A 24,300-nucleotide genomic window follows, 5' to 3' on the forward strand; every position below is an offset into this window, starting at 1 on the left:
GTGCATATCAAAAAGATATGGTAAAGCTGTACTAAAATTCTGTTAAAACGATTTAAGCCAGCATACTAACCTATTTACGGAGTATATAAGTTATTGTCTTTGTTTACATCTGCCATAAGCTCCGTAGGGTCTATCGCTATAACTTTTACAGCGCTTTTAGCTCGGTTTATGGTAAATTTATAAGTGGGATGTGCCCAGTCCCAAGCCTTTTCCACATTACGTTTCAGTTTCGGGTAGGGGTTATCTTTTTCGTAGTGCATCATTTGCAGCGGTATATAAAAACTCTCCTGCGTACCATCGGCATACGCTACAATAATATCTATAGGCATCGGCATGCGCCCAATGCGTTCCAGCGTAATTGTAGTTGCTCCGCCTTCTTCTTTCACTTCCTTAATACCATAATCTATAGTATTGGTTGTTTGTGTCCAGTCAGTTAAATACCAGTCTAAATGTGCGCCTGTTACACGCTCTGCCGTTCTTTTAATATCGTTTGGCGTAGGGTGGCTGAATTTATAATCAGTATAAAACTTTTTAAGTGTTTTATCTAAGTTATCCTGCCCGATGAGGTAACCCAACTGTGCTAAAAATATCTCGCCTTTGCTGTAAGCCGATATACCGTACAACACATTTTGGTCATACCTGTCGGCATGTGTACTAAGCGGCTGCTCTTTGCCCGATGCTGCCATGTAGAAATAGTTAGAATATGCTCCTGCAAAAGGATTTACGTTTTCTTCTTTAGACGGCATTACGGCTTCCATAGCCAAATCAGAAATGTAAGAGGTAAAACCTTCGTCCATCCATTCGTGTTTCGACTCATTGGAGGCTAAAATATGCTGAAACCATGAGTGTGCAAACTCATGTGCTGTTACACCCACAAGGCTGCCATAGCTCCTGTTACCCGTAATAAGCGTACACATGGCATATTCCATACCACCATCGCCGCCTTGCACTACCGAGTATTGCTTGTATGGATACATACCCACATGGGTGTTGTAATACTCCAGCAGTTCTACAACCTTAGGCTGCATTTTTTTCCAGTTTTCGTTGTACTCTTTATTGTCTTTGTAAAAGAAATGCAGTTCGGTATCGTTAGGCCCCATCACCATGTCGTGAATATATTCTTTGTCAGCTCCCCAGGCAAAATCGTGTACCATAGGGGCTACGAAATGCCATGTTAAGGTCTTGGTTTTGCGCGGATGTTTTACCTCAATGCCCGCATCCTGGTAGCCTTTGCCTATTTCGTTTTTGTTTTGCAGATACCCGCTTCCGCCAATGGTATAGTCTTTATCAATGGTAATTTTTACATCAAAATCGCCCCACACACCATGAAACTCCCTACCGATGTAAGGGTCGGCATGCCAGCCTTCAAAATCATATTCAGCCATTTTTGGGTACCACTGCGTCATAGACAGTGCCACACCTTCATCGCTGTTTCTGCCCGAACGGCGTACCTGCAAGGGCACTTGTCCCTCAAAATCGAGTGTAAAAGTGGTTGATGTTCCAGGCGCGATAGGCTTGGCAAGGTTTACTTCCAGTATTGTTCCTCCAACGGTGTTTTTGGCAGCAATGCCATCCTGTTTCAGGTTATTTATTTTTAAATACCCTATTTCGTCAGGTTTTAGGGTACTGATTCGGCTTTCATTTATGGTTTCTGTACCTCGCTTAAAGCTTTTTACCATACGTTTGTCAGGGTCGGCTATGCTGGAGAGGCGGGCATCCATTTCGCTGCCCGGCTGAAATGCATTAGGGTACAGGTGATAAAACACGCGGTACAATGTATCGGGCGAGTTGTTGGTATATACCAATTCCTGTTTCCCGGTGTAGGTATAGGACTTCACATCCATATTCACATCCATTTTATAATCTACGTGTTGCTGCCAGTAACCCGGGTTGGGGTTATTGTTTTGTTGCGCCCATAGGCTGCCGACAGTCAGCAGGGCGAGTAGTGCTAATTTCTTCATGGGTTAAAAATAAATAAAGTTTTTAAAGTTAGAAAGTTGATGTTACATATTATTTTCATACAATATATCTAACTTATATATTTACGGCTGTCATTATACTATTAAAGCCCTGTTTGGAGTTATTGATAATTAATTACATCTAAGTTGTATGAATAATCAACCTAACGTTATACTTTATTGCATTTGTGCATTTTTAATAATTTTAGTGAGTTCGTGTGCCTCCTTTTCGGATGAGGAATTTAAAAATGATTATAAAAAAATTGAAGCAGGTAACTTGTCTCAATTAAGCGGAAAATATGCTCTTTATTCTGTCGATTCAACACGTCAGGTTATTGCATATAATCTTATTTTAAATGAAATTATCTTTACTCCATCAGCATTAGATGTAGTTGATAATTATGAGATTCATCTTGAAGTTAAAAATGAAAAGGAGATACTTGTGCAATTGTTTAATGGTACTAAAATAATAAATCAATCTATTGTTTCCGGAGAGTTAAAAAACGGAATGTTTTATCTTGATAATAAATTTCGGGAGTGCCATGGCGTCCCCTATATTTTTGGAGGGTGTAGAAAGAATAAAAGAAGGTTAGCTCTGTCTAAAGATAATTCGCTGATAGTTAATGAGGCAGGAAATAGTTCAGGAGCTATTATGATAATTTTAGGGGATTCGCATAGCTACAATATTTCACCCAAATTTTTGCGGAAAGGATAATTTAAATAAAACCCCGCAAACTACAATTGTAATCTGCGGGGTTTTAAAGTATATAATTCGCTAATTATTATCTCGACATTTTATCGGCAAGGATAATAGCGTTGTAAGCATTTACAATTCGTCCCGTCATCGATACTTCGTTAAAAGCTCTCATATCGTTAGGGTCTCCGCCGACAGCTACTTCCAAGTTAATAGGAATTCCTGACTGCATAATGATTTGTTTTACCTGTGCTGCTTTTAGTTTAGGGTAGTATGCACGGATAAGCGCTGCTACACCTGCTGCATTTGGCGATGCCATAGAGGTACCTTGAAGGAACTCATAGCTATTGTTTGGCGTAGTAGCATATATTTCTACACCCGGGCTAAATACATCTACATCGGTTTTACCGTAGTTAGAAAAATTAGCAATTAAATTTTCATCAAGCGGATAATTTAATGCTCCTACCGAAAGGAAGTTATCTGAAATTTCAGCACCACCGTTTTTATTATCGTTAGGATAACGCTCTACGCCGCCCGGTTGGTTAAGGTCAGTCCCTTCGTTACCTGCAGCACATACTATAAGCACGTCTTTTTCGCCTGCATATTTTATAGCGTCATACACCCAGTCGCTGTGTGTAGAGAAGTATTTACCAAAACTTCCGTTAATTACTTTTGCACCGTTATCTACAGCATAGCGTATAGCAAGGGCTACATCTTTGTCATACTCATCGCCATCCGGCACGGCACGCACCGCCATAATTTCTACTACGCTGCTGGCAACACCGTCGCCACCTATACCGTTACCTCTTGCTTGTGCTATAATACCCGATACGTGTGTACCGTGTTTTGCTTCTTCTTTATCCGGACCTATAACATTGTTATTGCCATACCCGCGCACGTCGAAGTTATCCGGGTCATCTTTTAATATATCTTGACGAGGGTTGTAGTCAAGGTTTAGGTTATACTCTAACTGACCACCGTAGTAATCTATACCACCCTGTATCTGTTTCATAAGATCTTCTCTTGAAACCTGACTTAAAATCATAGCAAAGCGCGGTTTAACGCTGTTTATCATTTCATTATCAGTTTCTAAGTTTTGAAGGTCTTGGACAGTATAATCGTCTTTGCCCAATGCTTGTCTTATGGCTTCATCGGCAGCTATTATAGACTCCATTCGTTTTACACCGTTCATAGCATCGCCATACTTTTGGTCGTATTCCGCTTTTGCTTTTCTGTATGTTTCAGACCCGTCATCTCCTTTTTTAACGATACGTACAAACTCTAAGTTTTCGTGCGCTATATCACCCAGAAAGTTCCATCCGTGTATGTCATCTACATATCCGTTTTTGTCATCATCTTTACCGTTACCGGCAATTTCCTTATCGTTTGTCCAGATAACATCTTTTAAGTCCGGATGTTCAATATCCACACCTGAATCGATAACGCCTACAATTACTTTTTTGGCTTTTCTGCCTTCCAGTAGTTTGTATGCTTTATCTACACTCATTCCCGGTATGGTATCGGTTACTATATCCAAATGGCTCCAGCGTTCCAGTTCATTCTCGGTCAGGTCTGCCTGTTTTGGTGTTATCGATGTAATAGTAATAGGTTCTGCCGTTATTTTTTTTGTTGCGCTGCATCCTGCAAGAAATAATGCGAGGGCAGCCGACAGGTAAATTGATTTAAATTTCATACTTGATTTTGTTTACTTTATAAAAAATTGGTCTAATTTATTGTTGATTTGTTACATTTACGGGTAAATTAACATTACATTAGTATATCATCCCACTTTAAAACCTCTTTAAGGCGTACACCTTTTTCGGTATGCTGCACGGTAATTACCTCATTATGTGCATCGTGTTCCAATACTAAATAGTACTCGTTATCGGCTGCTGTATTTAAAAATTTTTCTTTTTCGTCAAGCGTCAGTAACGGTCGGGTATCATAACCCATTACATACGGCAGGGGTATATGCCCGGCGGTAGGTAACAAATCTGCCATGAAAACGAATGTTTTACCCATATAATTTATATGCGGAAGCATTTGCTTTTCGGTATGCCCGTCGGCAAAAAATATCCCGAAGCCCAGTTCGCTGTTTTCTTTAAAATCGCCTTCAGGGCGTTCTATAAATTTTAGTTGTCCGCTTTCCTGCATTGGCATAATATTCTCTGTCAGGAACGATGCTTTTTCGCGCGCATTAGGCTTGGTAGCCCATTCCCAGTGGTTATCATTCGTCCAAAAGTGTGCGTTTTTAAAAGCAGGCTCATAGCCCGTGCGGTCTTTGTTCCACTGTATAGCACCGCCCACATGGTCAAAATGCAGGTGGGTTAAAAACACATCGGTAACATCATCTCGGCTAAAGCCGTATTTTGCCAATGATTTATCCAGAGAATGGTTGCCCCACATGGAGTAATAGCCAAAAAACTTTTCGCTTTGCTTGTTGCCCATGCCGGTATCAATAAGCGTTAGTTTGTTGCCATCTTCAATCAGCAGGCAGCGTGCTGCCATGTCTATCTGGTTGTTTTCATCGGCAGGGTTGGTGCGATTCCAAATCGTTTTTGGCACTACGCCAAACATGGCACCGCCGTCCAGTTTAAAGTTTCCGCTCTCTATCGGGTATAGTTTCATATTGTTTGTTTGGGTTTTAAAGCCAGCAAGTTACACATTTTGACAGAAATTATATAATTTGGAGAATGGTATAGATATTGCCTATATAACCATATATACAAATAAAGACACCTTTTATTGCAATCTGTAAAATTGTGGGTATCTTTGCACTAAATTTAGATTAATTATATATAATACGAACATGATAAAAGTTTCTGAAACAGCAAGAAAAAGAATCGTGAGCCTTATGGAGGATGACGGTTTTGACGCGGCTACTGACTTTGTGAGGGTAGGCGTGAAGAGCGGCGGATGTTCAGGCTTGTCGTATGACCTGAAGTTTGACAAAGCCATGGGCGAAAATGATAAATTATTTGAAGACAATAACATAAAGGTTGCCGTAGATAAAAAAAGTTTCCTGTACCTCGCCGGTACAACGCTGGAATATAGCGGAGGGCTTAACGGTAAAGGTTTTGTGTTTAACAACCCTAATGCGCAAAGAACCTGCGGTTGCGGGGAAAGTTTTTCACTGTAAGCCCCCAATCCCAAAGGGGAGCAATGCATGGGCTTACTAAAAATTAATGATAACAGTAAATTATTCCCCCATTGGGGGATAGGGGGCTAGATATGAGTAAATACACAGAAGAAGAATTAAAAGTCGAACTCGAAAATAAAGAATACGCGTACGGCTTTTATACCGATATAGAAAGTGATACCTTCCCTATAGGGCTTAACGAGGATGTCATTCGTGCGCTTTCGATGAAGAAGGAAGAGCCGGAGTGGATGACCGAGTGGAGGCTCGAGGCTTTTCGTGCCTGGGAACAAATGATTGAGCCGGAATGGGCAAACGTACATTACCAAAAACCCGATTTTCAGGCGATATCATACTATTCGGCACCCAAAAAGGCAGATCCGAATAAAACGCTTGGGGATGTAGATCCTGAGCTTTTGGCGATGTACAAAAAACTGGGTATCTCTATCGATGAGCAAAAAATGATGAATAATGTGGCGGTAGATATTGTTGTCGATTCCGTATCTGTTGCAACTACATTCAAGAAAACACTTGCCGAAAAAGGTATCATCTTTTGCCCAATATCTGAGGCTATTAAAGAGCATCCGGAATTAGTAAAGAAATATTTGGGAACGGTAGTGCCGCAAAAAGATAATTTTTATGCTGCGCTAAACTCGGCTGTATTTACCGATGGTTCTTTTTGCTACATCCCAAAAGGAGTACGCTGCCCAATGGAACTTTCTACTTATTTCAGAATCAATCAGGCAGGAACAGGACAGTTTGAGCGTACACTTGTAATTGCCGATGAAGGCAGCTATGTGAGTTACCTTGAAGGCTGTACAGCACCAAGCCGTGACGAAAACCAGCTGCACGCAGCCGTAGTTGAGCTTATTGCGTTGGATGATGCCGAAATAAAATACAGCACTGTCCAAAACTGGTTTCCCGGTAATAAAGAGGGTAAAGGCGGGGTGTATAATTTTGTAACGAAACGCGGACTTTGCGAAAAGAACGCGAAAATATCCTGGACACAGGTAGAAACAGGCTCTGCCGTAACATGGAAGTACCCAAGCTGTATATTAAAGGGCGATAACTCGGTAGGAGAGTTTTACTCTATTGCTGTTACTAACAACTACCAGCAGGCAGATACGGGTACGAAGATGATACACGTAGGCAAAAACACTAAGAGTACTATCATCTCTAAGGGTATATCGGCAGGAAAATCGCAAAACAGCTATCGTGGATTGGTACAGATAAGCAACCGTGCCGAAAATGCGCGTAACTTCTCGCAATGCGACTCGTTGCTTATGGGCAACAACTGTGGGGCACATACCTTTCCGTATATCGAATCGAAAAATACAACAGCCAAAATAGAACATGAGGCAACCACCAGTAAAATAGGCGAAGACCAAGTGTTTTATTGTAACCAGAGGGGTATCCCTACAGAGAAAGCCATTGCACTTATTGTGAATGGTTTTAGCAAAGAAGTGCTTAACAAACTACCTATGGAGTTTGCTGTTGAGGCACAAAAGCTTTTAGAAATAAGCCTTGAGGGTTCAGTCGGTTAATAAATTTGAAAATGAGATAATTTGAAAATGTGTAAATTACCGCATGGAAGGCAAACAAAACGTAATCGTAACGCTAACATTTGAATTTGCATTAGAAATTATAAAGTATTGTGAAGGGTTACAGGAAAATAAGCAGTATGTAATTGCAAATCAATTATTAAAGTCAGGAACATCAATAGGAGCTAATATTAGAGAGGCTCAAAATGCTGAAAGTAAACCTGATTTTGTACATAAATTTAAGATTTCAGCAAAAGAAGTAGAAGAAACATCATATTGGCTGGAACTATGTAAGTTTTCAGAAAATTACCCCAATACCGATGATTTACTGATAAAGCTCGAACACATATCAAGAATAGTAAATAAAATTATAATAACATCAAAACAAAAGTAACAATAGGAATTTTCAAATTTCCAAATTAATAAATTTCCAAATTAATGCTGTCAATAAAGAATTTACACGCAAGTGTTGAAGATAAAGAAATTTTAAGAGGTATAAACCTTGAAGTAAAAGCCGGAGAAGTACACGCTATAATGGGGCCAAACGGTTCCGGTAAAAGTACATTATCCTCGGTTATAGCCGGAAAAGAAGAGTATGAAGTAACCGATGGTGCTATTTACCTTGAAGGTGAAGATATTGGCGACCTTGCTCCTGAAGAGCGCGCGCACAAAGGTATTTTCCTTTCGTTTCAGTATCCTGTAGAGATACCCGGAGTATCGGTAACCAACTTTATGAAAACGGCTATTAACGAAACCCGTAAAGCACAAAAACTGGAAGAAATGCCGGCTAATGAAATGCTGAAACTCATTCGCGAAAAGAGTGAGTTATTAGAAATAGACCGTAAGTTCTTATCACGTTCGTTAAACGAAGGTTTTTCGGGTGGAGAGAAAAAGCGTAACGAAATTTTCCAGATGGCAATGCTTGAACCAAAACTTGCCATTCTTGACGAAACGGATTCAGGTCTTGATATTGATGCGCTGCGTATTGTGGCAAACGGTGTAAACAAACTGCGCAGTAAGGACAACGCGGTTATTGTTATTACCCACTATCAAAGACTTTTAGACTATATCGTTCCGGATTTTGTACACGTACTTTACAATGGTAAAATTGTAAAATCAGGCGGTAAAGAACTGGCTTATGAACTGGAAGAAAAAGGATACGACTGGCTTAAAGCTGAAAACGTATAACGAAGTCTAAAGTCGAAGGTCATAAAGTTGTAAAGAAATATGGGGAAGTTTAATTCTTTCGAAGAAATTAATTCTTGGCAAAAATCAAGAATTCTTAATAAGAAAATTTACCTCATTACAGATGACGTTGCTTTTAACAAAGACTTCGATTTGGCTCGACAGATGAGAAGATGTTCCGTTTCGATATCCTCTAATATAGCAGAAGGTTTTGAGCGCAATACGGATAAAGAATTTATACATTTTTTATATATAGCTAAAGGCTCGGCGGCTGAATTACGTTCACAACTATACCTTGCTTTAGACTTAAATTATATCTCTAACGAGCTATTTGATGAATTGATAACAGAAATTACTGAAATATCAAAGTTGCTTAGCGGCTTTATTAAATACCTTAGTAAATAGAGTTCTTAAGGTCTTTATGACTTTAAAACTTTAAAACTTTTGACTTAAATGGATTTAAAAGACAAATTATTATCTTCCTTCATGGCTTTTGAAGAGCGTGTAGATGTTAATGCAGAGCTACATAATATTCGCACAAATGCCATTAAGAATTTCGAAAATAAAGGCTTCCCTACCAAAAAAGAGGAAGCATGGAAATATACATCACTCAACAGTATTCTCAAAAACAACTTTAGCGTATTCCCAAAACAGGAAAACGCATTAAGTTATACAGATGTAAAAAAATACTTTATACACGATATAGATACCTACAAGCTGGTATTTATCGATGGTATATTCAGTTCCTTCCTGTCGTCAACCACGCACGACGGGCTGGATGTATGCCTTATGTCCTCGGCACTTACCAAGCCCAAGTATAAAGAGGTTATCGATACTTATTTTAATAAGATAGCCAATACTGATGACAGCCTTACATCGCTCAACACAGCATTTGCTATAGAGGGAGCTTTTATAAATATCCCTAAAAACAAAGTAGCCGATAAGCCTATCGAAATCATGTATCTTTCTACCGGTAATGAGGCGGCACTTATGGTACAGCCAAGAAACCTTATTATAGTAGGCGAAAACGCTCAGGTGCAGATTATAGAACGCCACCAGAGCCTTAACAGTAACCCTGTGCTTACTAACAGCGTTACCGAGATGTTTGTACAGGAAAGAGCTGTTTTGGACTATTATAAGATACAAAATGATGTACAAACGGCCAACCTTATAGATAATACCTACATTGCCCAAAAAAGAGACAGTAATGCATCAGTACACACATTCTCGTTTGGCGGAAATATTACCCGTAATAACCTCAACTTTTACCACCAAGGCGAACACATCGAGAGTACGCTGAAAGGCATTACCATCATTGGCGATAAGCAACTGGTAGATCATTACACACTGGTACACCACGCAACGCCTAATTGCGAGAGCCACCAAAATTATAAAGGTATTTTTGACGGTAACGCTACAGGAGTGTTTAACGGAAAGATATATGTTGAGAAAGAAGCACAAAAAACCGATGCTTTCCAGCAGAATAACAATGTACTGCTAAGCGAAAAAGCCAGTATAAATGCCAAGCCGCAACTTGAGATTTTTGCCGACGACGTAAAATGCTCGCATGGGTGTACCATAGGGCAGCTTGATGAGAGTGCCATGTTCTACATGCAGTCGCGCGGTATTCCTAAAAAAGAAGCCAAAGCCCTGCTGATGTATGCCTTTAGCAACGAAGTTATCGAGAGCATCAAAATACAGGAGTTAAAAAGCAGGATAACCAAACTTATCGCCAGTAAACTGGGCGTTAATATGGGTTTCGACCTTTAATGTCCTTTTGATAAAACACTTATTTAACTGCCTTTAGGGGCAGTTTTTTTGTTTACATAAGCCTTGAGAATTCAAATAAAGGTCTTTTATTTAGAATTAATAAAAATAATTTGCATATGTAAACCCCTACACGTAGATTTGCAATTTAGAATAAATCTAAGCTTATATAATGCAAATTAACGTAAGGGTTTTAGTGCCTGTGCTTCTTATAGTAACTTTTGCTGTCACCGCACAGCAAACCGTGCAAGATTCGGTTATTGCTACCCAATTGGATGAGGTAGTAGTTACAGGACAAATAGAGCCTCAGTCGATAAAAAAATCAGTATTTAACGTAAGGGTTATCTCCGCCGAAGATATTAAAAGGCAGGCAGGAAATAACCTTGCCGATGTGCTCAATCAGTACCTTAACATTACCATACAACCACAAAGCGGCGAGGGGCGTTCTACCGTATCCATGTTCGGGCTGGACAGCCAGTACCTCAAAGTACTGGTAGATAACGTGCCGCTGGTAAGCGACACGGGGTTGGGTAATAACATAGACCTTACCCAGATAAACCTCGACGATATACAGCAAATAGAAATTATAGAAGGCGCAATGGGCGTTACACACGGTGCCAATGCCGTAAGCGGTATCATTAATATCATTACCAAGAAAACCACAAAAAACAAGTGGGAAATAACCGCCACCGTGCAGGAAGAAACCGTTGGTGATGAATACAGCCCGCTGTATGACGAAGGCAGGCACATACAAGCCCTTAGAGTGGCGCACAGCATAAACAACAACTGGTATGTTGCAATAGGGGCTAACCGCAACGATTTTGAAGGCTATATGGGCGAATTTGGCGGGAAAGAGTTTACAAACAACCCTAACAACCCCGAGCAAGAGCGTGGGTATAGCTGGTTGCCCAAAGAGCAAATTTTTACAAATACTTTATTGCGTTATCAAAAAGGTAATACCCGCGTTTTTTATCGGTTTGAATATTTTGATGAAAAAATAGACTTCTACAATGCGATAACCAATACCGAATTGCAGGATGACAACGTAACTCAGTTAATATTTGCTAACGACAGACGTTATTTTACCGAAAAATTTTACCATCACCTCAATGCAGTAGGCAAAGTTTTGGGGCTGGACTATAATGCATCCATTTCGCATCAAAAACAGCAACGCGATGTAGAGCAGTTTAAATATTATATACAAACCGATACAGAGTCAGGAAATGCCGAACAACCCTATCAGGAAACCGAAGTGTTGTACTCTACAGGTACTTTGAGCAATTTCTTTAAAAAAGAAGGGTTCGATTTTCAATTGGGATACGAGTTAGTAAACACCTATGGTTACAGCTCCGCCCTGACAGGGAATTTTAATGACCCCGACCAGGGCGATATAGATTTGAAAAAACGATTGGAAAATTATGACGTTTTTACGGCAGCCGAAATAAGTGTTACCGAAAAATTCATGGTACGTCCCGGTTTCCGTTACTCCTTCCAGTCAAAGTTTGATGACCAGTGGGCAGCCTCTATGGGCTTCCGTTACCTGTTGGGTAAAGGGTTAGAAACCCGATTGAGCTATGGAAGGTCATACCGCACGCCAAATTATGAAGAATTGTACAGCTACTTTGTTGACTCTAACCACAACCTGCAGGGTAACCCCGACCTGACACCCGAAAGCGGGCACAGTATAGAAGCGAGCATCAAGAAACAAACATTCTTCCAGTCAGGGCTACAGCTTAGTAATGCCTTTACAGCAGGCTTTATTAGCATAGATGACCGTATAGAGCTTGCCGTTACGGCTACAACACCATCATTACAGTACCGCTATATCAATATAGACAGTTACAAAATGTGGAATCTTGCTACTACACATCAATTAGTTTATAAAAACATACAGGCGAAGCTGGGCGTGTCGGTATTGGGTATTTCAAGAGCTATCAATACCGGTTTGGTTGCTTCTGATGATGAATACTTAGTCAACTACCAGTTCAATGCCAATATAGGCTATACCGTTCCTAAATGGAACACACTGCTTTCGCTCTATTATAAACACAACGGCAAGCAGCAACAATATGTACAGGACAGCTCGCTGAACGACCCGCAATTCATCCTTTCCGAAATAGAATCGTTCGGGCTTATGGATGCTTCGGTACGCCAGTCATTCTTTAAAAATAAATTCGATGTTACACTCGGCGCACGTAACCTGCTCGATGTGGTAAATATACAAAGCAGTGTAGCCAGCGGCGGTACACACACTGCCGGAAATACCAATATATTGATGGGCTACGGACGCTCTTATTTTTTAAAATTAACCTACAATCTTAATTTTTAATTTCTATGAAAAAAATAATCATATTTTCGCTTGCATTACTATCATTAACAGCCTGTTCTGATGAAGATACTAATGCCAACATAGCACCTGTAGAAACCATTTCGGAAGGCGGTCTTTTCGGTAATGCCGAAAACCCGATTAATGTGGGCGGTCCTAACCAGCAAAATCAGGTATATGTAAACCTGAGTGAAGCAGCAGCACTGCCTGTAGCACGCGAAAGCTGGGACTTAGGCTTTTACTCCGGCAACGATTTTCGTGTAGTGATAAACGGCTCGCTGCTCATGGCAGTAAAACAACTGGAAACGTCTGATATTACGGTAAGGCAAAACGCAGATCCTTCGGTGGCTGTAGGTACTTTTCAAGTTGAGAATTTAGAGTATGTAGATAATCCTGACGGTTCGCTTAGCGGTACGGCATTTGGCACTATAGCAACCAGCGAGGAAGCAGCCAAAGTATATCTGGTTAATATGGGTAATGAAGTGCCCGATACAGCTCCTGCGGCAGGCTCTGTAAACACGGCAGGTGACCCACGCGGATGGAAAAAAGTGAAAATATGGCACGAAGGCGAGACCTACAAAATGCAGTATGGCGATATTGATGTTGCCGAATATACTGAAGTGGAAATTGCAAAAACCCCCGGTTACAACCATACCTTTTTTAGCTTTACAACAGGCGGTGTAGTAAATGCAGAGCCGGAGGCAGCTAAATGGGATATGAACTTTACCACCTTTACCAACGAGGTTTTCGATGGTTCAGGAGCATCGGCAGGGGCTTATTTCTATTCCGATTTTATTGTTACCAATACCAAAGCAGGTGTAACCGCATTTATGGTAGAAGGCAACTCGGCAGCGTATGAAACGTTTACTATGGAAACGCTGAACGCAGGCAATTATACCTTTAGCAGTGACCAGAGAGCCATTGGCGCCAACTGGAGGAATGTAATACCGCTGCAACTGTATGATGATGTTTTCTTTGTACTGAAAGACGGTGCGGGAAATGTATATAAAATAAAGTTTATATCAATGCTTAATACCGATGGCGAGCGTGGTTTCCCGCTGTTCCAGTATAAGTTGTTATAGCACAAAATATTGTATTAAAGTTTTGTTTGAATTTATCCCGACTGTGTGTAATGCATGGTCGGGATTTTTATTATGATATCCTATTTATCTCTTTTATAAAGTATTAATTATTTTTTCTATTTTTAGTTTTTTAATTTTAATACTTTTTTAACATCATGGAGGACGAAAATCTTAGTAATAATGAAGCTAATGAGAATACAGAAACATCGGAAAAACTGAATTCATTTTTAGAATCTTTAAAAGAAATTATAAAAAATGTCAATATCAATGAAGCCATTAATTCTATTGTTGAATTAATGTTGGAAAAATCTAAAGTAAAAGAGAAAATAGAATCAGAGAAGATAAATTCACAAGATAAGCTCCACAATATGAATTTGAGATATTCAAGAATGAAGCTATGGAAGGAAGGACTGATTATATTAACAATTCTTGTTACAGTAATATTATTATCATGTTTTAATAAAATAGATAACTGTACTCTTGGAACATTGCTAGGCTCAATAATTGGCTATTCTATTGGAAATTTTAACTCTTCAAATATATCAAAATAAAAAACCGCTCCCTTTCGGGAACGGTTCTCAATTAAATATATATAAGTTTGACTTATAGCGAAGCCACTAAATCCCTCCATCCCTGTAGCTCAGGAATGCCGGGTTTACGTTTGCCGAAAAACTGTACGATAATTTCGCCCAGTTCGTTAAACACCTCAATGGCAGTAACCACACCGTCTTCGGTAGGCTTACGCACTATCCACGTCTGTGCAATTTTGCTCATGTCCAGGTGCAGGTTAAAATCAGGATCCATAACGTTAAACCAGTCATTGTGCCACATGGTTTTACGCACCGTTCCTGTGTGTATCTGTATGTTGCCCCTGTTGCCCACAAATACCATTATAGGTAGTTTTTGTTCGGCAGCGCCTTCCAGCATCTTTACAATAACCTCTTTATCTACTGGTTGTGCATAGTCGCCTTCGGGCGCAAGGCGTAACGCCTGTGTACGGGTAACACCGAATTTCTTTAACATCCCGAAAAATTCGTGGGTGTCTTTCAGGTTTACCCACGCTTCGCGAAAGCCTGCCACATCAATATCCGTATCTGCTTTCTCTTCAAGGCTTAACGGTACGGCAACAGTAGTTTCCTCAGTACTTTGGTTGTCCGACTTGTATTTTTCCACCAAAGCGTCAAAAGCAGCTTCGTTACTGTCCGGAGTCAGGTATATTTTGTGAATGGCAAGACCGTCTTTACCAAAAAACTGAAGGCTTTTTTTATCGCCATGCTCGCCTTTTTCTGCTACGGCAAAGGCTTTATCCCAATGCATGTGGAAGATACGCAGGTCGATATCCTCGCCTACAAAAAGCCCTGCAAACGGGCTGCTGAAATCAGGGTTAAGGTACACACCTTTACGCTCGTGTACACACTCGTCATTACGGGTTAAAGCCATTACTTTACCCAGTTGTTCCACATCGGTAAGTATCGCTGCAAATTCAGGACGCAGGCGGGTAACCGTATCGCCTGTTTGAGTGGCTAAAAGTTCGGCTTCGCTCACGCCAAGCTGGTCGGCAGCGTTACGGATGCGCAAGTGCGGGTTTTCGGCTTTCAGCGCATCCCATTGTGTTTTTAATGTATTAGTGATGGTATCCATATCTATAGTTATTTATTAAGTTCCAAAAATTATTAAAGGGTTTTTATTGACAGGGTTGGGGCACACGGTACAGGGAAAGTTGTACACGCCGCTTATTATTTCGCGGGTAAAAACTTTATCAGGTACATCGTGGCTTACTATTTTGCCTTTTTTCATCAACATTATCGAGTCGGCAAACTGAGCGGCAAGGTTCAGGTCGTGCAGCACTATAATTGCGGTATTACCGCGCCCGGTAAAGTTTTTTATGGTGTGCAGTATGCGGTGCTGGTGCAGCACATCGAGGTTATTTAAAGGCTCATCCAGAAAAACCAGCTTGTTTGCCACCTCGTTGTCCAGTTGTGCCAGTACACGTGCTAAGTGTACCCGTTGTTTTTCGCCTCCTGAGAGTGAGTTGTAGTCGCGTTGTGCCAGTACTTCAACATCGGTTTCCTGCATGGCTTTGGTTACCGCCTCGTTATCCTGTTTATGCGGGGTAGCATGAAAGTAGGGGTAACGCCCCATCATTACTACATCTTTTACCGAAAGGGGTATATCATTACTGTTGCTTTGCGAAAATTTTGCCTTGTGTCGCGGCAGTTCTTTATCATCCCATTCTTCAAAAGTTTTTCTTTTAAAGAAAATAGTAGCATCGTTTTTATCCATTTCGTTTGCCAAAAGGCTCAACAGTGTAGATTTTCCTGCGCCGTTAGGCCCTACAATAGCCAGCAGTTCGCCATGATTTACCGAAACATCTATGTCTTCCAGTATGGTAAACTTGCGTTGCGAATAGGATATTTTATGTGCTTTTAACATGGTACTACATTGATTTTCTGTTGCGGATGAGTATAGCAATAAATATAGGCGCGCCCATAAATGCCGTAAGTATCCCTATGGGCACCTCTGCCGGTGCGGCTATGGTTCGGCTTATTGTGTCGGCAGCAAGAAGCAGCACGCTGCCCAGTATTGCTGATAACGGCAGGATAATATGGTAATTCGATTTGAATATCAGCCGGAGGATATAAGGCACTATGAGCCCTACAAAGCTTATTGTGCCTGCAAAGGCTACAGATGTGCCTACCATAAGGGCTGTAAACAGCACTATTTGCTTTTTAATACGCTCTACAGGTATGCCCAGGTGTTGTGCGTCGCGCTCGCCAAGCATCATGGCATTAAGCGCTTTTCCTTTATTGATAAGAAAAATGTAGGATATGGTAATTATAACGGCGAGTATGGCATTTTTTGTCCATGTGGCGGCTGCAAGGCTGCCCAGGTTCCAAAAAGTAAGGTCGCGCAGTTGTTCTTCTTTTGAAATGTATATTAAAAACCCGGTTATGGAAAAGCCCAACGCAGTTATTGCCACGCCCGAAAGCAGCATGATAATAACATTGGTTTTGCCATTGGTGGTTGATATGCGATATACAAGCATCATGGTGAGCAATGCCCCTAAAAATGCCATGATACTAAGCAGGGAAAAGTGTAATACCTCCGGGATATACGGTTTTATAGCACTGCCTAATACTATGGCAAGTGCTGCAAATAGTGATGCCCCCGATGTTATCCCTATCAGGTCGGGTGTGGCAAGAGGGTTTTTAAACATCCCTTGCAGGCAAGTACCCGAAACCGCAAGCCCGCTGCCTATGAGTATTGCCATACTGATGCGGGGCAGGCGCAAACCCATTATTACAAAGCGGTCGCTGTCAGAAATAGTGTTGTCGTTTGCAATAACGCCTTTTATAAGCTCGGCAAACGAGTATTTTTCAAAAACATATACGCCCATATACAGCGATACTGCTGCTAATAGCATTAGCAACAGTATGCTGGAAAACATATATAGTGATAATCGGTTTTGCATTATTTATTTTCCGCCAACTTACTGTTGAGTTGTGCTGCGGCTTCGCCCAAACGAGGTCCGAAACCTGATAGCAGTGCGCCATCCATGGCAATTACATTCTTGTTTTTTCCGGCATTGGTCTTATCAATTCCCTGTATTTTTAATACGCCATCTACTCCGCCAAGACTTTCTATACCTGTATCGAACATTAGTATAACGTCAGGATTACCTTTTATAAGGGCTTCGGGAGTAAGTGGTTTGTAATCGTCAAAATCTTCAATGGCATTTGTAGCACCAGCCAGTGCTATTACTTTATCTACCGGTGTGTTTTTTCCGCTCACCATTAGTGTTCCTGCGCCACGCGCATAGATAAATAATATTTTCGGCGTTACTTTTAAAGGCGTTACTTTAGCAAGGTCGGCATCAATTTTATCCTTTAGTTCTTTGCCTTTATCGCTTTCTAATATTTCTGCTACGGCATCAATGGTTTTCTTTGTGCCGTTAGCACTGAATTCTCTGTCAAATATACGGGTGGTAATGCCCGACAGTTCTATTTTTTCGGCTAATTCCGGGCTGATGTCATCGCGGGTTGCCAATACAATTGTAGGTTGTAATGCTATTATCGATTCTATCGAAATGCTGCGTACGTGTCCTAAATCTGTAGCCGATTCTTTAACGCCCTCCGGGTAGGTACTGGTAACATCTACACCCACAATTTCGTTTTGGTGTCCCAGTGCGCTCACCATTTCAGTCAATGCCCCGTTTAGCGATATAATGCGCTGGGTTTCGGTTTTGGCAATGGTATCATTTGCAGCAGCGTTTTCTTCGGTTTGGTTTTGCTCTTTTTTACAAGATACAGTAGCCAGCAGCACTAAGGCTATGGTACAGGTTTTTAGTATATGTTTCATTAAATGGAAATTATTATTTTTAATAAATCTAAATTATTGCAAATCTATAAATATTATTTAGAATGAAAAAAAATAAGATGAAAAAAGTTCTGATTTCATGCAGTCTTAAATCAGTGCTAATAAATCTGATTTTAAAAAAACAAGCCGTAACTTTGCATGGGCTTATTATAGGCAGTTATGAGCCTAAAATGCTGATATTAATTAACCGGAGAAATTTACAATGTTAGATATAAATAAAATCAGGGCAGACTTCCCGATACTTAACGAAACCGTAAACGGAAAACCCCTTGTATATTTTGATAATGCAGCCACATCGCAAAAACCCAAAGTGGTTATTGATGCTATTTCGGCATACTACCAAACTATAAACTCTAATATACACAGGGGCGTGCATACCCTTAGCCAGTTGGCAACCGATGCTTATGAAGTTTCGAGACAAAAAATACAAAAACACATTAACGCCAAGCATGCGCACGAGGTGCTGTTTACCACAGGCACTACACACGGTATTAACCTGGTGGCAAACGGATTTTCTAAATTTGTAAAAGAGGGCGATGCCGTAATGATATCTGCAATGGAACACCACAGCAACATAGTGCCTTGGCAAATGCTTTGCGAAAGGGAAGGGGCTACATTACTGGTTATCCCGATGAACGAAAGGGGAGAACTGATAATTGAAGAATTTGAAAAACTGTTAACCGATAAAGTTAAAATAGTAGCGGTAAACCATATTTCGAACTCATTGGGAACTATAAACCCCGTAAAACATATTATAGAGAAAGCCCACTCCGTAGGTGCAGCAGTATTAATTGACGGGGCACAGGCAGCACCGCACATGCACCTTGATGTACAGCAACTGGATTGCGATTTTTATGTATTTTCAGGGCACAAAGCCTGCGGTCCTACAGGCAGTGGAATATTGTATGGTAAAGAGGCATGGCTCAACATGCTGCCCCCTTACCAAGGCGGTGGCGAAATGATAAAAGAAGTAACCTTTGCAAAAACCACCTATGCTGAACTGCCTCATAAATTTGAAGCGGGAACGCCTAATATAGAAGGCGGTATTGTGCTGGGCACAGCTATAGATTATTTGAATGCGGTAGGGCTGGATAATATTATGGCATATGAGCAGGAATTGTTACACTACGGTACAGAGAAATTACTTGAAATAGAAGGGCTTAAAATAATAGGCACTGCTCAAAATAAAACATCCGTAATATCATTTAACGTAGGCGATATTCACCCGTATGATATTGGAGCCATTGTAGATAAAATGGGTATTGCCGTGCGCACAGGACACCATTGCACCCAGCCGGTAATGGATTTTTTCCAAATACCGGGCACAGTGCGAGCTTCTTTTTCATTTTATAATACCAAAGAAGAAATAGATGCCCTTGTTGCAGCGGTTATTAAAGCACAACGCATGCTGAGCTAATTGCTTAAAAAATTGTAATTTTATATCATGAAAAAACTATTGCCCCTACTGGTTGTAACCATGCTTTTTGCTGCGGGATGCGCTTCATCGGCATTAAAAAAACAAAGCGAGTACATTGCTTTTGAATATGAAGCCATGACGCGCGGAGCCTATAAAAAAGTAATTGTAAAGCAGGACACTGTTATTACCATTACCGGCAGAGATGCGATGCCTATAACCAAAGGGCTTAAAAACGGCGACTGGAACAAACTGCTCTCGGCTCTTGAAAAAGTAGAGCTGGATAAAATAAGCGAACTGAAACCGCCAAGCACCCGCAGCCATACAGATGCTGCGCTGGCTGCAAACCTGAAAGTGATTAAAAAAGATAAAACATATCAAAGCAACGGGTTCGATCATGGTAATCCGCCTGCCGAAATTAAAGAACTTGTACAGCAAATACTGACAGTTTCGGCACTTGAAAATAAATAATGCAAATGAGAATAAAGGAAATACAGGACGAGATAGTAGATGAATTTTCAATGTTTGATGACTGGGACGAGCGTTACCAGTATGTAATAGACCTCGGTAAAACATTGCCGCTTGTAGAAGAGCAATATAAAACCGACGAGAACATCATTAAAGGCTGCCAGAGCAAAGTTTGGCTGCATGGTGAGCAACAGGGCGACAAAGTGGTTTTTACGGCCGACAGCGACGCTATTTTAACCAAAGGGATTATTGCCATACTCATTCGGGTATTCTCTAATCAGGCTCCTGCCGATATACTGGAAGCCGATACCGCCTTTATTGATGAAATTGGCTTAAAAGAACACCTTTCGCCCACAAGGGCAAACGGATTGGTTTCGATGATTAAACAGATAAAAATGTATGCCCTGGCATTCCAGGCAAAAAATTAATAGTTATGGACGCACAAATGGATACCGCACAGCTTGGGGAAGAGATTGTAAAAGTGCTTAAAGGCATTTATGACCCCGAAATTCCCGTAGATATTTATGAATTGGGATTGATTTATGATGTAATGGTAAACACCGATAACGAGGTTAAAATACTCATGACACTTACATCGCCCAACTGCCCAGTTGCCGAAAGCCTTCCGCAGGAGGTAGAGCAAAAAGTAACAGGTATAGAAAACGTAAAGAGTGCTGAGGTAGAAATTACCTTTGACCCGCCCTGGACGCGCGACCTGATGAGCGAAGAGGCTAAACTGGAACTGGGAATGCTGTAATAGTTTTCAGTTTACAGTAGCAGCAGGCAGTTTTCAAAATGTATAATTTAGAATGATGGAAGAGCAAGAAATAATAAACCGCGTTGCCAACAGCGTATTGCAGGTGTTTGACCTTGAGGATTATTATCCCGAAGGTGAACGCAAAGCTATTGATATATCCGAATGGCTATTGGAGGGTTTTGTACTTCGCGAAAAAGACTTTAGGGCAACTCTTAAAAATCACGACTGGGAGCAATACAAAGGCTGCTATGTAGCCCTGTATTGCAGTACCGATGCCATAGTGCCTGCGTGGGCATATATGCTGGTAAGTACCTACCTGCAACCCGTTGCCAAAAAAGTAATTCAGGGCAGCATTGCCAATCTTAATGTACAACTGTACCAGGACATCCTTTCTAAAATTGATTATACCGAATATTCAGGCAAACCCGTAATAGTAAAAGGCTGTTCCCGAAAGCCCGTACCGCAGGAAGCCTACGTTATGGCAGTACAAAAACTGATGCCCTATGCCAAAAGCCTGATGTTTGGCGAAGCCTGTTCGGCTGTGCCGTTGTACAAAAATAAATAGCTTTTTATCAGGTGTGAGCCTTCTATAAATGCGTATTTGGCTATATTTGTGCTAAACCGTATTTGTATTGTCATGAAAAACAAGTTTATTTTATTATGCAGCACTTTATGCATAATGGGCGTAAATGCACAAAATCAGGATTCGTCGAATTTAGCTAATGATACCATTAGCCCATGGACAACAAAAGGAAACGCATCATTTTTATTCAACCAGTCCACTTTTGATAACTGGCTTGCCGGAGGTGAAAATAACATCTCAGGTAATGCAGGGCTTAATTATGACTTCAATTATAAAAAAGATGATTGGAGTTGGGATAACAAATTTATAGCATCCTATGGTATCGTAAAAACCAAAACAAGTTCATTTGCCAAGAAAACAGATGACCGTATTGAGGTTAACTCTGTTTTGGGTAAAAAAATAACTGAGCGTTGGTATTACTCCGCATTCCTTAACTTTAAAACACAGTTTACCAAAGGGTATAACTACTCGCGAGATGATAATGGCGCAGAGATAAGAGAAGAATATACCAATTTTCTTTCTCCGGGTTACTTACTGATAGGTCCCGGTTTGATGTATAAAAAAGATGATAATTTCAAATTCAATCTTTCTCCCGCCACTTCCAAATTTACCTTTGTAGATAAAAACTACACCTTGCCGGACGAAGCATATTTTGGTGTAAAAGAGGGCGAATCGGTACGTTATGAACTCGGTTTTAATGCTTCTGCATATTATAAACTCGATATTATAGCGAATGTAACTTTTGAGAATATAGTAAACCTCTACTCTAATTATCTGGAAGACCCGCAAAATGTAGATTTAGATTATCAGCTTAATATTGTAATGAAAATAAACCGTTACCTAACCACCAACCTGTCTTTCCAAACCATATATGATGATAACGCCTATCAAGGCTTTCAGTTACGCCAGGTATTTGGTGTAGCCGCCAATTATGGCTTTTAATTCAAGCAGAAATAAAAATAAAAATATAAAAACAAAACCCCCACTGTTCAGTGGGGGTTTTGTTTTATAATCAAGACTATTAGTTTTACTCTTTAGTCATTTCCACGATAATAAATTCCGAACGTCTGTTCTCAGCATGCTGCTCTTCGGTACAGTTTTCACCACAGCTTACCTTGGGCTGGCTCTCTCCGAAGCCTTCACCTGAGATACGCTCTTTGGCAATCCCTTTAGAGATTACATACTGCACCGTAGCTTTAGCTCTTCTGGAAGATAATCTCATGTTGTACTTATCGCTGCCACGGTTATCCGTATGCGCTTTCACCATAATCACCATCTTCTGGTCATCTTTCATCAACTCTACCAGTTTGTCCAACTCAAAAGCAGCCTCTTGGGTAATGTTGCTCTTATCAAACTCAAAGAAAATCGGTTTCAGGTTCACTATCGGAGGCGCTACAATCTCCTTAATCGGTTTCAGGTTGGCAGACACCATTACTTTCCCGCCATTGGTTTTGGCTATCGGGAAGGTGTTGCCTTCATACTTGTCGGCTATCGCCTGTATGGTATACGGTCTGTCACAATCCACATTATAGGTTACTTTACCGTCAGCTCCTGTTACTTTGCTTTCAATCACGTTGTTCTGCTCATCCAGTATGGCTACGCGTGCCGATGCCAGCGGTTTGCCGGTATTGGCGTCTTTTACCATTACAATGGCTTCCACTCCGCATACCGGGGTAGCGCTGTAGAGTTTGTCCATGCCGCTTCGGTTTGAAGCAAAATACCCCATGTTTTTAGTGGTATTGAAGGTAAAGGAAAAGTCATCCTGCGGGGAGTTGATCGGTGCGCCTACGTTCATGGCTTCTCCGCCATTGGCAAGATCAATCACATAAATGTCATGTCCGCCAAAACCGGAACGGGCATTTGATGAAAAATACAGGTGTCCGTCATCGGTAATAAACGGGAAGGTTTCTTTGCCTTCGGTGTTTACTTTTGTACCCAGGTTCACCGGTTCGCCATAGCTGTTGGCACCTTTTATTTCTACCTTCCAGATGTCGTTATCTCCGATAGAGCCTTCTCTGTCCGAAGCAAAATAGAGGGTTTTACCGTCTTTGCTGATGGCAGGGTTACCGGTACTCCAGCGTTTGTCGTTAAACGGAAGGGGTTGTACGTTGCCCCAGGTATCGCCTTGTTTGGTGGCTTTGTATAAGTACACCTGTCCTATTTTGGCATTGGCGTCTTTATCGCGTTCAAATTGTTTACTTTCTTTAAAGCTCTCACTGGCAAAATACATGGTTTTCCCGTCGGCGGTTACCGCTGCGGGACCGTCATGCCACTTGCTGTTGATACCTTCTACGGGTACAGGCTCGCTAAAGGTGCCGTTGGCATTGTAAGTTGCCATATACAGGTCTAAGTAGGGCTGGTCGTTCCATCCGTAGGTTTTACGGGCTTTGTTACGGGCACTGGTAAAGTACAGGGTGTTATCGTCGGTAAGTACCGGTCCGAAAGAGCCGTACTTCTCATCGTTGATGTCCAGTACTTTTTCATCAAACAGTTTGGCCTGGTTTCTCAGTTTAGGAAGATAGTTCGGGTCTTTCATAAAGATAACGGCACGTTGGTCGTTGGGTACCATTTTGGCAAATTGTTGCATTTGCTTGTTGGCTTCTTCATAACGTCCTGCTGCTTTAAGCATTTGCGCATAATGGTAATGGGTTTCGCTCTCGGCGTTGCCTGAGGCAACGGCTTTGTCATACCATTTTACGGCTTCTTTGTAGTTGAATACATTGTAGTAGCTGTCGCCCAGTTGTTTGTAAACGTAACCGTCGCCTTTGCCGTTGTTGGCCAGCTTAAGGTATTCTTCGGCGGCTTCCACATATTCAAATCGGTCAAAGTGCTTGTCGGCGGCTTTGGTGTCTTTGTTCTGCGCCGTTACTGCCATAGTGGCGAGCATAAAACTAAGGGTAATATATAGGTTCTTCATTTTCTTATGTCGCTTTTAGGTTTAGAAATAACGAGGTGAACGTGAAACTTTCTTCGGGAAGTTTACATCAAACAGGAGTATGACCTCATGCGAAG

Annotated in this window: 24 protein-coding genes; 16 read left to right on the top strand and 8 right to left on the bottom strand. The window is 41.0% G+C overall.

Annotated features, from left to right (window positions below; translation table 11 throughout):
- Nucleotides 1–74: 74 nt before the first annotated feature.
- Nucleotides 75–1,961 (bottom strand): M1 family metallopeptidase, encoded by a 1,887-nt coding sequence (locus E0W68_RS07200; protein WP_135218745.1) that lies wholly within the window; start codon nucleotides 1,959–1,961, stop codon nucleotides 75–77.
- Nucleotides 1,962–2,109: 148 nt separating this feature from the next.
- Here E0W68_RS07200 and E0W68_RS07205 point away from each other — a divergent pair, with 148 nt between their 5' ends.
- On the top strand, nucleotides 2,110–2,673 hold the full coding sequence (locus E0W68_RS07205) for a hypothetical protein (RefSeq protein ID WP_135218746.1): 564 nt from the start codon (nucleotides 2,110–2,112) through the stop codon (nucleotides 2,671–2,673).
- Between the two features lie 67 nt (nucleotides 2,674–2,740).
- Here E0W68_RS07205 and E0W68_RS07210 read toward each other — a convergent pair whose 3' ends face one another.
- Nucleotides 2,741–4,345: a S8 family peptidase gene (locus E0W68_RS07210; protein ID WP_135218747.1), complete on the bottom strand. Its 1,605-nt coding sequence runs from the start codon at nucleotides 4,343–4,345 to the stop codon at nucleotides 2,741–2,743.
- Between the two features lie 74 nt (nucleotides 4,346–4,419).
- Entirely contained in the window at nucleotides 4,420–5,280 is an 861-nt protein-coding gene (locus E0W68_RS07215; protein WP_135218748.1) for an MBL fold metallo-hydrolase, read from the bottom strand.
- Between the two features lie 181 nt (nucleotides 5,281–5,461).
- Here E0W68_RS07215 and E0W68_RS07220 point away from each other — a divergent pair, with 181 nt between their 5' ends.
- The 9 genes from E0W68_RS07220 to E0W68_RS07260 all read left to right on the top strand — a co-directional run bounded on the left by E0W68_RS07220 (nucleotide 5,462) and on the right by E0W68_RS07260 (nucleotide 14,240).
- A complete protein-coding gene (locus E0W68_RS07220; RefSeq protein ID WP_135218749.1) occupies nucleotides 5,462–5,791 on the top strand; it encodes a HesB/IscA family protein in 330 nt (109 codons plus the stop codon).
- Nucleotides 5,792–5,883: 92 nt separating this feature from the next.
- A complete protein-coding gene (sufB, locus tag E0W68_RS07225; protein WP_135218750.1) occupies nucleotides 5,884–7,332 on the top strand; it encodes a Fe-S cluster assembly protein SufB in 1,449 nt (482 codons plus the stop codon).
- A 43-nt stretch (nucleotides 7,333–7,375) separates the two neighbouring features.
- Nucleotides 7,376–7,723, top strand: coding sequence for a four helix bundle protein (locus tag E0W68_RS07230; protein ID WP_135218751.1), 348 nt, complete (start codon nucleotides 7,376–7,378; stop codon nucleotides 7,721–7,723).
- A 44-nt stretch (nucleotides 7,724–7,767) separates the two neighbouring features.
- Complete coding sequence (sufC, locus tag E0W68_RS07235; protein WP_135218752.1) at nucleotides 7,768–8,517, top strand: Fe-S cluster assembly ATPase SufC; 750 nt, start codon at nucleotides 7,768–7,770, stop codon at nucleotides 8,515–8,517.
- 39 nt (nucleotides 8,518–8,556) lie between these two features.
- The gene (locus tag E0W68_RS07240; RefSeq protein WP_135218753.1) at nucleotides 8,557–8,919 is read left to right on the top strand and encodes a four helix bundle protein; all 363 of its coding nucleotides are present in this window, start codon (nucleotides 8,557–8,559) and stop codon (nucleotides 8,917–8,919) included.
- 48 nt (nucleotides 8,920–8,967) lie between these two features.
- On the top strand, nucleotides 8,968–10,284 hold the full coding sequence (gene sufD / locus E0W68_RS07245; RefSeq protein WP_135218754.1) for a Fe-S cluster assembly protein SufD: 1,317 nt from the start codon (nucleotides 8,968–8,970) through the stop codon (nucleotides 10,282–10,284).
- Between the two features lie 169 nt (nucleotides 10,285–10,453).
- The gene (locus E0W68_RS07250) at nucleotides 10,454–12,610 is read left to right on the top strand and encodes a TonB-dependent receptor plug domain-containing protein (protein WP_135218755.1); all 2,157 of its coding nucleotides are present in this window, start codon (nucleotides 10,454–10,456) and stop codon (nucleotides 12,608–12,610) included.
- A 5-nt stretch (nucleotides 12,611–12,615) separates the two neighbouring features.
- The gene (locus tag E0W68_RS07255) at nucleotides 12,616–13,689 is read left to right on the top strand and encodes an HmuY family protein (RefSeq protein WP_135218756.1); all 1,074 of its coding nucleotides are present in this window, start codon (nucleotides 12,616–12,618) and stop codon (nucleotides 13,687–13,689) included.
- A gap of 155 nt (nucleotides 13,690–13,844) precedes the next feature.
- Entirely contained in the window at nucleotides 13,845–14,240 is a 396-nt protein-coding gene (locus tag E0W68_RS07260; RefSeq protein WP_135218757.1) for a hypothetical protein, read from the top strand.
- 52 nt (nucleotides 14,241–14,292) lie between these two features.
- On the opposite strand, the gene E0W68_RS07265 is transcribed toward E0W68_RS07260, so the two are convergent.
- From E0W68_RS07265 to E0W68_RS07280, 4 genes are read right to left on the bottom strand one after another with little or no spacing between them, the layout of a single operon-like run.
- Nucleotides 14,293–15,330 carry a hemin-degrading factor gene (locus E0W68_RS07265; RefSeq protein WP_135218758.1) on the bottom strand — a complete coding sequence of 346 codons (1,038 nt, stop codon included), beginning with the start codon at nucleotides 15,328–15,330 and terminating at the stop codon, nucleotides 14,293–14,295.
- A gap of 15 nt (nucleotides 15,331–15,345) precedes the next feature.
- On the bottom strand, nucleotides 15,346–16,122 hold the full coding sequence (locus E0W68_RS07270; protein WP_135218759.1) for a heme ABC transporter ATP-binding protein: 777 nt from the start codon (nucleotides 16,120–16,122) through the stop codon (nucleotides 15,346–15,348).
- Nucleotides 16,123–16,126: 4 nt separating this feature from the next.
- On the bottom strand, nucleotides 16,127–17,161 hold the full coding sequence (locus tag E0W68_RS07275) for a FecCD family ABC transporter permease (RefSeq protein WP_135218760.1): 1,035 nt from the start codon (nucleotides 17,159–17,161) through the stop codon (nucleotides 16,127–16,129).
- On the bottom strand, nucleotides 17,161–18,039 hold the full coding sequence (locus E0W68_RS07280) for a heme/hemin ABC transporter substrate-binding protein (protein ID WP_135218774.1): 879 nt from the start codon (nucleotides 18,037–18,039) through the stop codon (nucleotides 17,161–17,163). The genes E0W68_RS07275 and E0W68_RS07280 overlap by 1 nt, the downstream gene beginning before the upstream one ends.
- A gap of 229 nt (nucleotides 18,040–18,268) precedes the next feature.
- Here E0W68_RS07280 and E0W68_RS07285 point away from each other — a divergent pair, with 229 nt between their 5' ends.
- The 6 genes from E0W68_RS07285 to E0W68_RS07310 all read left to right on the top strand — a co-directional run bounded on the left by E0W68_RS07285 (nucleotide 18,269) and on the right by E0W68_RS07310 (nucleotide 22,230).
- A complete protein-coding gene (locus E0W68_RS07285) occupies nucleotides 18,269–19,483 on the top strand; it encodes an aminotransferase class V-fold PLP-dependent enzyme (protein ID WP_135218761.1) in 1,215 nt (404 codons plus the stop codon).
- 27 nt (nucleotides 19,484–19,510) lie between these two features.
- Nucleotides 19,511–19,951 carry a hypothetical protein gene (locus E0W68_RS07290; protein ID WP_135218762.1) on the top strand — a complete coding sequence of 147 codons (441 nt, stop codon included), beginning with the start codon at nucleotides 19,511–19,513 and terminating at the stop codon, nucleotides 19,949–19,951.
- Between the two features lie 5 nt (nucleotides 19,952–19,956).
- Nucleotides 19,957–20,376, top strand: a complete 420-nt coding sequence (locus E0W68_RS07295) for a SufE family protein (protein ID WP_135218763.1) — start codon at nucleotides 19,957–19,959, stop codon at nucleotides 20,374–20,376.
- A 5-nt stretch (nucleotides 20,377–20,381) separates the two neighbouring features.
- Complete coding sequence (locus E0W68_RS07300; RefSeq protein ID WP_135218764.1) at nucleotides 20,382–20,705, top strand: SUF system Fe-S cluster assembly protein; 324 nt, start codon at nucleotides 20,382–20,384, stop codon at nucleotides 20,703–20,705.
- A gap of 52 nt (nucleotides 20,706–20,757) precedes the next feature.
- Nucleotides 20,758–21,270: a DUF2480 family protein gene (locus E0W68_RS07305; protein ID WP_135218765.1), complete on the top strand. Its 513-nt coding sequence runs from the start codon at nucleotides 20,758–20,760 to the stop codon at nucleotides 21,268–21,270.
- Between the two features lie 72 nt (nucleotides 21,271–21,342).
- Nucleotides 21,343–22,230, top strand: coding sequence for a DUF3078 domain-containing protein (locus E0W68_RS07310; RefSeq protein ID WP_135218766.1), 888 nt, complete (start codon nucleotides 21,343–21,345; stop codon nucleotides 22,228–22,230).
- Nucleotides 22,231–22,315: 85 nt separating this feature from the next.
- Here E0W68_RS07310 and E0W68_RS07315 read toward each other — a convergent pair whose 3' ends face one another.
- Complete coding sequence (locus tag E0W68_RS07315) at nucleotides 22,316–24,205, bottom strand: OmpA family protein (protein ID WP_135218767.1); 1,890 nt, start codon at nucleotides 24,203–24,205, stop codon at nucleotides 22,316–22,318.
- Nucleotides 24,206–24,300: the final 95 nt, after the last annotated feature.

Source organism: Flavobacterium salilacus subsp. salilacus (genome assembly GCF_004634195.1).
Classification (GTDB): Bacteria; Bacteroidota; Bacteroidia; order Flavobacteriales; family Flavobacteriaceae; genus Flavobacterium; species Flavobacterium salilacus.